Source organism: Chitinophaga sp. 9-1-y (assembly GCF_059511905.2).
Genome location: NZ_CM197955.1, coordinates 4,393,790 through 4,405,014 on the forward strand (window position 1 = coordinate 4,393,790; position 11,225 = coordinate 4,405,014).

An 11,225-nucleotide genomic window follows, 5' to 3' on the forward strand; every position below is an offset into this window, starting at 1 on the left:
AAAAGCTATTGAGGGGAATGATGAAAGCGAAAAATTAAATATCCGCTCTGATCATTCGCTTCAATAGCTTTTTGCTTTCCGCTTTCTGCTTTCCGCTCTATCTAAATCTCGTTGGCGAAAATGCCTTGATATCGATGCTTGTTTTTTGTTGGTTGGCGAGTTCTGTCAACAGCTTACCGGTAGCGGGTCCCAGGCTGAGTCCCATCATGGCATGTCCTCCGCCGAGTAAAAAGTTCTGGTAGCCGGGGAGGTGGCCAATGTAAGGCAAACCATCCGGAGAACAGGGTCTGCAGCCACTCCACACGGCTGTTTTTTCAGGCATGGTTACCGGGAGATTGGTAAAATAATGCTGTATAGAATCCACGATACCTGCCACACGGTTCATATTTACTGTTTCGTTTACCGGCGCTACTTCCATGGTACCTCCATAGCGCAGCCTGTTTCCCATGGGTGTCATGGCGACCCTGGCCTCGCATAAAATAGCCGGGATATTCAGGTTCACCGCCGGTGATTCCAGGGTAACAGAGTAGCCTTTACCAGGCATCATAGGCACTGCTGCTCCCGCCAAACGTGCTACTGCAGGCGTCCAGGAACCGGCGGCCAATATAAATAAATCGGCCGTATGTGTTTCACTGCCGGTAGATACTCCCGTTACTTTTTGCCCATTGGTTTTGATGGCAGTTACTTCTTTATTCGGGAGAAATTGTACTTTCTTTTGTTTCAAATAAGCGATCAGCTGCTGCATGAGGTCATTGGGATAGAGGTGCCCATCGCAACGATAATGCACGCCTCCCAGCACATCCATCTCCAGCTGCGGTTCCAGCTGTTGCAGGGCGGCTTTATCCAGCACCACAGCATCCAGGCCCATGTCATTGGCCTGATGCGCCATATGCGCTTCTTCCTCTTCCACAGCGGCCGTTTTATAATACATGATAATGCCTTTGCGTTCGAGACCAAACTGAAAGCCGTTCGTTTGTGCAAGATCTGTATACAGGGAGCGGCTAAAGAGATTGATATCCCGCAGGGGCAATGCAGATGCGGCCACATGCTGTGCATTGGCGCTCTTCATAAATTTCAGGCCCCAGCTGATCAGCTGTTTGCTGAGCGCAGGTTTTACGTAAAAGGGGCTTTTGCTGTTGAACATCCAGCGAATTCCCTGTGATACAATACCTGGCGCCGCCAATGGTACAAAGTGACTGGGTACAATCATACCCAGGTTGCCATAGGAGCAGTTGTTGCTGAAATCTCCTTTATCAATAACGGTTACTTCCCAACCGCTTTCCTGCAGGTAGTAAGCGCTGCTAAGACCAATAATACCGCCGCCTATGACGATTGCTTTCATATATTCAATTAATTGGATCGCCCCGCGTTTTCACTCGCGGGGCTTCCTGTTCAGGATAATGTTTATCTCCCACCATCAGGCGGGAGAGATATTGATTTTACAGCACCTGGAACCCGTGTACATACGGATCATCATCGTCCAGGATAATGGTATTGTAACCGGTTACCATTGCCCAGCCTTCTATGCCCGGTACAATCGCCGGCTTGTCTGCCAGTGTGGTTTCCGCTTCAATAGTGCCAATAAATTGTGAGCCGATGATACTTTCATGAATGAAGCGATCGCCCTGTTTCAGTTTTCCTTTGGCATACCATTGCGCCATCCTCGCAGAGGTGCCGGTACCACAAGGAGAACGGTCGATGGCTTTATCACCGTAAAACACGGCATTGCGTGCCGTAGCTTCCGGACTGATGGTGGCGCCTGTCCACAGCAAATGGCTCAGTCCTTTGATATGTTCATTCTCCGGGTGTACGAAGGTGTATTTTTCGTTGAGTCGTTTACGTAGTTCACGACTCCAGGAGATAAGTTGGTCAGCAGTATAGTTTTCCAGGCCGGCAAAGTTTTCCTGCGGATCCACGATGGCGTAAAAGTTACCACCGTAAGCCACATCCACCCGTAAAGTGCCCAGGTCCGGGCAAATTACTTCCAGGTTTTCTGCTGCCAGGAAAGATTTTACGTTGGTAAGCTTTACTGATTTCACCTTCTTCCCTTCCTGTACATAATCTACCAGTACCAGGCCTGCCGGTGTTTCCAGGCGGAGCTTACCGGGCACTTTAGGTGTTACCAGGCCTTGTTCAATGGCAATAGTCACCGTACCAATGGTACCATGACCGCACATCGGCAAGCAGCCGCTGGTTTCTATATACAATACGCCGATATCGTTGGCCTCATCTGTAGGTGGATACAGGATGCTTCCGCTCATCATATCATGCCCTCTTGGCTCAAACATCAACCCTTTGCGGATCCAGTCGAACTCCTGCAGGAAATGCAGGCGTTTCTCCATCATGTTATTTCCACGGAGGATAGGGCCACCACCTGCTACCAGTCTTACCGGGTTACCGCAGGTGTGGGCATCTATGCAAAAAAAAGTTTTAGCTGCCATAAGCATTCAAATTATTTTCTAACGGCTTCTTTTGTTAGCTGCCCGTCTATACGGCGCCAGATGCCTAAAGGATTTTCATCTTTCAATGCTGCCGGGAGCAGGTTTGCTGGCCAGTCCTGGTAACATAGCGGTCTTACAAAACGTACAATCGCCGATGCACCCACGGAAGTACTTCGTATATCCGTACTGGCCGGGAATGGTCCGCCGTGTTGCATGGCATAACCCACTTCCACACCGGTAGGCACATTATTCAGGATGATACGGCCTACCTTTTCAGACAGCCCGGCGATAGCGGTGGAGAAGCGTGTCAGATCTGCTTCTTCTGCCATTACGGTACCGGTTAGCTGTCCGTGTAACTGTGCAATGACTGCCTGCAGTTCTGTTTCGTTATCACATACCACCAACAGCGAGGTAGGGCCAAAAACTTCCTGCTGCAGTTCCGCACTGGCCATAAAGTGTTGGCCACTTACCCGGTAAAGTGCAGGCGAACCTTTGGTGGCGTCTCTTTCAGCACCGCCGGCATACAGTGTTTCCACGCCTTTTCTGCGTGACAGCTGTTCCCTGTTTTCGTAGTAGTGGTAGCAGATACCGGGATTGAGCATAGTGGCCGCCTGGATAGCAGACAGCTCCTGTTGCAGGGTGGTGGCAAACTGCGAGGTAGCCTCGCCAGCCAGGGCGATGAGCAGACCGGGATTGGTGCAGAACTGTCCGGCGCCCAGGGTGATAGACTGCGCATATTGCTTTGCCACATGGTCTGCTGCTGCCGCCAGTTTAGCGGGTAATAACAAGACTGGGTTGATGCTGCCCATTTCCGCATATACCGGGATAGGTTCCGGGCGTTGGTTTACCGCATCGAAGATAGCAGTACCTGCTTTAAAGGAGCCGGTAAAGCCGATCGCTTTTATGCCATGATGTTTCACCAGTTGTTGCCCTACGCCCGGGCCGGCGCCGGAAAGACTGGAAAACACGCCATCCGGCATGCCACATTGCTGTGCTGCCTTTTGAATAGCCTGTGCTACCAGTTCATTGGTACCGGGATGCGATTCATGTGCTTTCACGATCACCGGATTGCCTGCTGCCAGGGCCGATGCCGTATCGCCACCTGCGGTGGAGAACGCAAGGGGGAAATTGCTCGCAGGGAATACCAATACGGGGCCGAGTGGCACCAGCATTTTTCGTATATCCGCCCGCGGTAGTGGTGTACGATCGGGCTGTGCAGGGTCAATCACCGCTTCCACCCAGGAACCTTCGCGTAATACGCTGGCGAAGAGTTTCAGTTGGGACACGGTACGCATACGTTCACCGGTAATACGACCTAAAGGCAGGCCGGATTCAGCAACAGCTCTTTCCAGCAGTGCATCACCCAGCGCCAGTATTTCAGCAGCAATGGTTTCCAGGAAAACCGCTCTTTCTTCCGGAGAAGAAAGGCGGTACACCTGAAAAGCAGCAGTAGCTTTATCTACCGCGAGGTTGATCTCTGCGGTGGTAGCTACCGTAAATGTTTCCGGCAACGTGGCATTACTAACGGGATTGTATGCACGAAGTACATCTGTTCCTTCAGCAGTGCTGGCGAAGCCTATAATATTTTTTCCAGTAATCATCCAGGGAGGTTTAAATATTCCGGCAGCACAGGGCGGGTGGCCAGGGCTTCCGCAATTACTTTTTCAGCATGTGCACGTTCTGCTCCTGTTGGTAACAGCCGTGGCGCACGCAGGTTGGTATTACCGATACCGGTAGCAGTAGCAGCCATTTTGATGTATTGTACCAGTTTAGGATCTATGTCCAGTTCCAGCAATGGCATAAACCAGCGGTAAATGGCCAAAGCTTCCGGAATACGGCCTGCTTTTACCAGGCGGTAAATAGCTACGGTTTCACGCGGGAAAGCATCTACCAGTCCGGCTACCCAGCCATTGGCACCCAGTACCAGGCATTCTAACGCCAAAGTATCTACGCCACCAAGAATGCTGAAGCGGTCGCCGAAGCGGTTGATCATGCGAATCACATTGGTAGTATCGCGGGTGGATTCTTTTACCGCCTGGATGTTAGGCGCTTTTGCCAGTTCCGCAAACATATCCAGTGTCACGATAATTTTATAATCTATCGGGTTGTTGTAGATCATAATAGGCAATGGCGTGCTGTTAGCCACCGCCAGGAAGTAAGCTACTGTTTCCGCGTCATCTGCTTTATAGCGCATAGGAGGCAACAGCATCAAACCAGCTGCACCCGCTTCTTCTGCTGCCTTGGCACAACCAATCGCTGCTTTGGTGGTTTGCTCCGCGATATTCATAATAACGGGTATTTTACCACCCAGGAAAGCTACTGCATGTTTTACCAGTGCATACTTTTCTTCATTCTGCAAACTACTGGCTTCGCCCAGTGAGCCGCCCAGAATAATACCATTAACGCCTGCATCTACCTGCGCCTGCAGGTTTTTGTCGAACATCTCATAATCAATATGATCGTCGGCGGTGAAAGGGGTGAGCAACGCGGGAAATACGCCTTGCCAGTTAACTTGTGCCATTTTCCTATCTTTTTTTATGCCAACAAAAATAGCTGGAGACCTGCTATAGCATGCTGCTGTAATTAATCAATTATACGCATATTTTAACCGAAAACAGGAGGCTTTCGCCAGGAATTAAAAAATATCTGCATAGAATTTAATACCGCTGAATGGGAAATTTTCCCTTAATTTGGTAATTCCCCGTCAACCAGGTATCCCATGCTTCATGTAAAATACTTTACCTATTTGTTAACGTTGCTGCTCTGTGTACAAACAGCCAGCGGGCAATCCTGCACAGGAATTGGTCAAACCCCTTCCTCTGCATTCCCGGTTTGTGGCACCAAGGTTTTCAAACAGGCGTCAGTTCCTATTTGCGGTTCCAACCTTGTGCCCGGTCCCGTTTGCAATAACCCGGACGATGGCCCTCATGTTGATAAAAATCCTTACTGGTATAAATTTACCTGCTATCAAACCGGTACGCTCGGCTTTACTATCCGGCCGTTGATATTAGATGAAGACTACGACTGGCAACTATTTGATATCACCGGACGCAATCCTAATGACGTATTTACAGACGGCAGCCTGTTTGTTTGCATGAACTGGTCAGGAGAATTTGGTATTACCGGCACATCTCCAGCAGGTACCTCTAATGCGGTTTGTGGTGGTAAAAGACAACCGCTATTTAGCATCATGCCTACGCTCGAAGTGGGGCATGAATACTTGTTGCTGATCAGCCACTTCTCGGATACCCAGAGTGGGTACGAGTTATCTTTCGGCGGAGGTACTGCCGTTATCACTGATCCTACCATTCCTCACCTTACAAAATCAGCTTACAACTGCGGTCCTTTTTCTGCCGGCATTAAACTTAGCAAGAAAATACAATGCAACAGCATCTCTAAAGATGGCAGCGAATTTATATTTAATGGCCCTGGTATTCCTGGTGTTAAAATCACCGGTGTGACCGGCGTAGACTGTAGCAGTGGCTTTGATACTGATTCCCTGTTGGTGCAATTTGACAAACAATTACCTCCCGGAACTTATAAACTGATATCAAAAAACGGGATTGATCAGAACACCTTCCTGGACGCCTGCGGCAACCAACTTCCCACGGGAGAAGAAATAACCTTCATCGTAGCACCGGCCTTGCCGGTAAACATGGGGACCATTAAAACGCCTCCCTGTGGCCCTGATCAGCTACAACTGACCTTTGATGCTGCTATCCGCTGCCAGTCTATTTCACCGGATGGAAAAGATTTTGTGCTCAGCGGCCCCGGTGCCGTTAAGATTATTGGGGCCACCGGCAGTTGCAGCAGCGATGGCCTCACCACCATCATCTCCCTAAAATTAGACAGGCGGATACTACAAGCAGGCAATTATACGGTTACCCTGGTACAAGGCCCGGATGGCAATACCATTGAGAGTGAGTGCCACATACAAACACCGGCAGGACAAACAGCTAACGTAAACATTCCACCACAGCCCTATGTGGCCCTGGGGCCTGTTACGCCCCCACCCTGTGGCCCGGATAATATTCAATTGGTATTTGATGATTATATCCGTTGCAGCTCTGTATCACCCGATGGGAGCGACTTTAGCATCAGCGGTCCCTCGGCGGTAGTGATCACCCAGGCTATCACCACCTGCGATGCCAATGGATTAACAAAAACTGTGGCGCTGCAACTGAAAGACCGCATCCTGAAAGATGGTCAATATAACGTGCAACTAAAAGCCGGGAAAGATGGCAATACCCTGCAAAGTGAATGCTGGCAGGAAACGCCGGCCGGCGCGCATCAACCATTTACCCTGGCGCCACAACCCACGGTGCTGTTAGGCGCTACCGCTCCCGCCAGTTGTACACCAACGACGGTAAAAATAGGGGTTTCTATTCCGGTTCGCTGCAGCTCTATTGCGCCCGATGGCAGCGACTTCTCCATCACTGGTCCAAAACCAGCCAACATTGTAAAAGCCAGCGGCATCTGTAACAGCAACCAACTGGCCGATAGCATTGATCTGCAATTATCCGCACCCATACAAAATGCAGGCGACTATCTCATTACACTACGCAACGGCACCGATGGAAATACTTTACAAAGCGAATGCTGGCAACTGGCCGCTATTAATCAACAAACACTGTTTCGTACAGCCGATACCGTTAATGCTTCCTTTACTTACACCATCGAACAGGATTGCCGTATCAGCACCTTCCATTTTCAACATGATGGCAAAAACCAGGTGAACCAGTGGAAATGGAGTTTTGACGATGGAGAAACACTTACTACCCAAAATCCGGTAAAGACCTATACATCGCTCGGAGAGAAACACCTACAGCTAACTGTTTCCAACGGCGTATGCTCAGACACCAAAAGTAAAGATACCCTCATCAGAAGCGAGGTAACCGCTTTGTTTGATGTAGACCCTGGTCCTTATTGCCCGCTGGACCTGGTACTGCCGCAGAATAAAAGTCTGGGTGCAATTAAATCCTGGACCTGGGACTATGGCAATGGTGCACGTACCACCGGCGCCACACCAATCCGCATGCAATACTACCCATCCCAGAAAGAGCAGCAATATCTCATCCGGCTCATTGTGAGAAATGAAGCTAACTGCCTGGACACCGCCAATCATTACATTACTGCCGTATCCAGTTGTTATATAGATGTGCCCACCGCCTTCTCTCCCAACAACGATGGGCAAAACGATTATCTCTATCCACTGAATGCCTACAAAGCAGTAGACCTGCATTTTGCGGTGTACAACCGGAGCGGTAATCTCTTGTTTGAAACCACCGACTGGCGCCGTAAATGGGATGGCACCGTAAATGGAAAATCAGCCGATATCGGCACCTATGTATGGATGCTGGAATACACCGAGAAAGAAAGCGGCAAAAGGATATTCCGTAAAGGCACCACGGTGCTGCTCCGCTAATCCATTTTTTGGAATTCTACCGGAAGTCCCCTAATTTTTGCGCTGAATAAACCGTACATATATTGAAAGTACCCATTATATTAGCCATGGCAGCCTCCTTGACAGGCAGCCGGGCGATTGCACAAAACTCCACTGCCATCAAAGCCATAAATGCCGGCAGCCTGGCGCAACATATCAGCATACTCGCCTCCGATGCGTTTGAAGGCCGTAAACCCTTCACCCGTGGGGAAGACAGCACCATTCAATACCTCGCCGCCCAATTCAAACAACTCGGCCTGCAACCCGGTAATGGCAACAGCTATTTCCAGGAGGTACCCATGGTGTCTATTCATTCCAAACCCGCCGGCGACCTTGTCATAAAAGGTAACAACGGCAGCGTATCGCTGTCGTACCTCGATGACTACGTAGCCGCCACCCGCCGCGTGCAGGACCAGGTGAGCATCCGCAACTCCCCGCTGGTATTTGCCGGCTACGGCATCGTAGCACCGGAATACCAATGGAACGACTACAAAGGACTGGACGTAAAAGGCAAAACCGTGATCGTACTCATCAACGATCCCGGCTTTTCCGACAGCACCCTGTTCAAAGGTCGCACCATGACCTACTACGGGCGCTGGACGTATAAGTTTGAAGAAGCTGCCAGGCAGGGCGCCACCGGCGTCATCATCATCCATGAAACCGCCGCCGCCAGCTACCCATGGAAAGTAGTGCGCAGTGGATGGTCCAACTCCAAACTCTACCTGCAAACCGCCGACAACAATCAACACCGCACCGCCCTGGAAGGATGGATATCACAAGATGCCGCCAGGAAAATATTCCAACTGGCCGGCATATCACCGGATATCATACAAAAGGCCAGGACAAAAGATTTCAAGCCGGTAGACCTCCATTTACAAACATCTCTCGAGATAAATAATACCATTAAAAAATCCACCTCTCATAACGTGCTGGCGGTGTTGCCCGGCGCCAAACGGCCGCAGGAATGTGTTGTATATTCCGCCCACTGGGATCATTTTGGTATAGGCGAACCCGTTAAAGGCGACTCTATTTACAACGGCGCCGTTGACAACGCTACCGGCACCGCCGGCTTACTGGAACTGGCCACAGCCTTTACCCGTTTGCCACAGCGGCCCGCGCGCTCCATACTGTTCCTCTCCGTTACCGGCGAAGAACAAGGCCTGCTGGGGTCAGAATACTATGCCACACATCCCACCTTTGCCATGAACAAAATAGTTGCTGATATTAATCTTGATGTACTCAATACTTTTGGTCGCACCAAAGATATTACCGTCATCGGCTACGGGCAATCGGAATTAGATGACTACGCCCTGCGTGCCGCCCAACGGCAACAACGTACCACTATTCCGGAAGCCAACCCGGAAGGCGGCTGGTTCTTTCGCTCCGACCACTTCAACTTCGCCAAGAAAGGCGTACCAGGATTATATATAGGCCCGGGGACCAACGCCATTGGCCACGAAGCCGGATGGGCCAAAGAACAAACTGCTGCGTATAACCGTTTACGTTACCACTCTCCTGCAGACGAATTCAACCCCGCCACCTGGAATATGGAAGGCATGGTAGAAGATATCCGCCTGCTGTTTGACGTAGGCTACCACCTCAGCCAGGAGAGCAGTTTCCCTGCATGGAAGAAAGGATCAGAGTTTAAAGCATACAGAAAATAAATAGCCATGGTGTTATTCGGATTGATCATGATAGGACTCATCCTGTTCCTGTACTTCAAAAATATGTACAGTCGCAGGCAAAGCAAGAAAATAGCCGTACCAGAAGGATACCAGTCGCTCCTCGAGGAAAATGTACGCTACTACCAACAGCTCAGCCCCGGCGACAAAACGCGCTTTGAAGGCATGGTACAGCGCTTCCTCAAAAGAACCAGCATAGAAGGCGTAGGCACCGAAGTAACCGCCCTGGACCGTGTACTCGTGGCCGCCAGCGGCATCATCCCCATCTTTGGGTTCAAAGACTGGGAATATTTTAATCTCACTAACGTGATCCTCTACCCCGACACTTTCGATGAAACCTACCAATATGAAGGGAATCGCCGCAACATTCTCGGCATGGTGGGCAGCGGCGCACTCAACGGACAAATGATCCTCTCCCGCTCCGCACTACGGGAAGGCTTCTCTAATACCACCGATAAAAACAATACCGCCATTCATGAATTCGTACACCTGCTGGACAAAACAGATGGTACCATCGATGGATTCCCCAGCAAACTGCTGGATCACAGCTACGCCATCCCCTGGATGAAACTGGTGCATCAAACCATACAGGAAATTTCAGAAGGGCATACGGATATTAATCCCTATGCCGCGATGAATGAAGCGGAATTTTTTGCGGTGATATCGGAATACTTTTTTGAAAGGCCGGATTTGCTGGCGGAGAAGCATCCGGAGTTGTATGGGATGTTAACGAAGATATTCAGGCAGGATCCGGCGGGGAAGGTATAGGAACCACTCCCCGCAGGTATTCCCTATCAAAAGAATAAAATATATCCGATTGCAATGGAATAGCAATTAAGAAAAATTTTATTATTGCCTTTAAGTACGAAACCAAAAACAGGAAAGAAAAGGAGACGACAACACCAGCAGAAATGAAATAATGTATCCAAAAATCACATACTTCATGGTACCAAATGTCCAGATACAATAACCAACAAGGATTATCAAATTTCCTTTGCCGATTCCAGCCGTTCACTATCCGTTACACTTCTCCCAAACAATGTGCTGCCCTTTCCTTTTACAATGCCATTAGGAATTCGTAGATGTACTGAATAAAAGGATCATACTCAATAGATCGAAACATGATCCATTATTTATTCAGTAGCATCTAAAACTCCAATATGTAAAATAGTTCTTCATCTGTCAACCCCGTTAGTATGACAGATACCAGAAATGAGTTGCTATCAATACCCAACCAACAGTTAGATACCAATGGAAAATAATCAATACCTTGTTCATTTTCAACTCCCCAGATTACCTTAATAGTATCCTTGGCACGATAAATCATGACTGGCTGAGTGTCTTTTAACACACTATTCTCTACATCAATCAAACAACCATATGAAGATTTATTTTTTTTATCTATTTCAATCAGAGACACATTTTCAACGCTCTTCTGGTCTAATCCAACCATAGTTATGTCATACAATTGACTATCACTTTTATTGAATCTGAACTCGATAAAATTTTGACCATTTAAGTTCCTTGCGTAAACCGTTTCGGAAATTTCCGTAGCATTTCTCAATACTATAGAAAAGGGGATGGGATCAGTTTGACTAGCTAATGATAACTCCGCAGTCTGACGAATTTTAATTTCTTTAAACTCTACTTTTATCATAT

The 11,225-nt window shown here is 49.0% G+C and carries 8 protein-coding genes; 3 read left to right on the forward strand and 5 right to left on the reverse strand.

All coding sequences use genetic code 11. From position 1 onward, the window contains the following. Nucleotides 1–97 precede the first annotated feature (97 nt). From AC5ZC7_RS17275 to AC5ZC7_RS17290, 4 genes are all read right to left on the reverse strand, one after another. Nucleotides 98–1,342 carry an FAD-dependent oxidoreductase gene (locus tag AC5ZC7_RS17275; RefSeq protein WP_496157663.1) on the reverse strand — a complete coding sequence of 415 codons (1,245 nt, stop codon included), beginning with the start codon at nt 1,340–1,342 and terminating at the stop codon, nt 98–100. A gap of 97 nt (nt 1,343–1,439) precedes the next feature. Then, on the reverse strand, nt 1,440–2,441 hold the full coding sequence (locus AC5ZC7_RS17280) for a 4-hydroxyproline epimerase (protein ID WP_496157662.1): 1,002 nt from the start codon (nt 2,439–2,441) through the stop codon (nt 1,440–1,442). Between the two features lie 11 nt (nt 2,442–2,452). Continuing rightward, the gene (locus AC5ZC7_RS17285) at nt 2,453–4,042 is read right to left on the reverse strand and encodes an aldehyde dehydrogenase family protein (RefSeq protein WP_496157661.1); all 1,590 of its coding nucleotides are present in this window, start codon (nt 4,040–4,042) and stop codon (nt 2,453–2,455) included. Further along, a complete protein-coding gene (locus AC5ZC7_RS17290; protein WP_496157660.1) occupies nt 4,039–4,962 on the reverse strand; it encodes a dihydrodipicolinate synthase family protein in 924 nt (307 codons plus the stop codon). The genes AC5ZC7_RS17285 and AC5ZC7_RS17290 overlap by 4 nt, the downstream gene beginning before the upstream one ends. 198 nt (nt 4,963–5,160) lie before the next feature. Between AC5ZC7_RS17290 and AC5ZC7_RS17295 the strand changes: the two genes are divergently transcribed. The 3 genes from AC5ZC7_RS17295 (at nt 5,161) to AC5ZC7_RS17305 (ending at nt 10,334) form a co-directional block, all read left to right on the forward strand. Then, nucleotides 5,161–7,866: a PKD domain-containing protein gene (locus AC5ZC7_RS17295; RefSeq protein ID WP_496157659.1), complete on the forward strand. Its 2,706-nt coding sequence runs from the start codon at nt 5,161–5,163 to the stop codon at nt 7,864–7,866. 62 nt (nt 7,867–7,928) lie between these two features. Further along, on the forward strand, nt 7,929–9,548 hold the full coding sequence (locus AC5ZC7_RS17300; RefSeq protein WP_496157658.1) for a M28 family peptidase: 1,620 nt from the start codon (nt 7,929–7,931) through the stop codon (nt 9,546–9,548). 6 nt (nt 9,549–9,554) lie between these two features. Then, entirely contained in the window at nt 9,555–10,334 is a 780-nt protein-coding gene (locus AC5ZC7_RS17305) for a zinc-dependent peptidase (protein WP_496157657.1), read from the forward strand. A 379-nt stretch (nt 10,335–10,713) separates the two neighbouring features. On the opposite strand, the gene AC5ZC7_RS17310 is transcribed toward AC5ZC7_RS17305, so the two are convergent. Further along, on the reverse strand, nt 10,714–11,223 hold the full coding sequence (locus tag AC5ZC7_RS17310) for a hypothetical protein (RefSeq protein ID WP_496157656.1): 510 nt from the start codon (nt 11,221–11,223) through the stop codon (nt 10,714–10,716). Nucleotides 11,224–11,225: the final 2 nt, after the last annotated feature.

Excerpts from the sequence above, each read along its gene's own strand:
- AC5ZC7_RS17275 (WP_496157663.1), bottom strand. The coding sequence starts at position 1,342 with ATGAAAGCAATCGTCATAGGCGGCGGTATTATTGGTCTTAGCAGCGCT.
- AC5ZC7_RS17280 (WP_496157662.1), bottom strand. The coding sequence starts at position 2,441 with ATGGCAGCTAAAACTTTTTTTTGCATAGATGCCCACACCTGCGGTAAC.
- AC5ZC7_RS17285 (WP_496157661.1), bottom strand. The coding sequence starts at position 4,042 with ATGATTACTGGAAAAAATATTATAGGCTTCGCCAGCACTGCTGAAGGA.
- AC5ZC7_RS17290 (WP_496157660.1), bottom strand. The coding sequence starts at position 4,962 with ATGGCACAAGTTAACTGGCAAGGCGTATTTCCCGCGTTGCTCACCCCT.
- AC5ZC7_RS17295 (WP_496157659.1), top strand. The coding sequence starts at position 5,161 with ATGCTTCATGTAAAATACTTTACCTATTTGTTAACGTTGCTGCTCTGT.
- AC5ZC7_RS17305 (WP_496157657.1), top strand. The coding sequence starts at position 9,555 with ATGGTGTTATTCGGATTGATCATGATAGGACTCATCCTGTTCCTGTAC.
- AC5ZC7_RS17310 (WP_496157656.1), bottom strand. The coding sequence starts at position 11,223 with ATGATAAAAGTAGAGTTTAAAGAAATTAAAATTCGTCAGACTGCGGAG.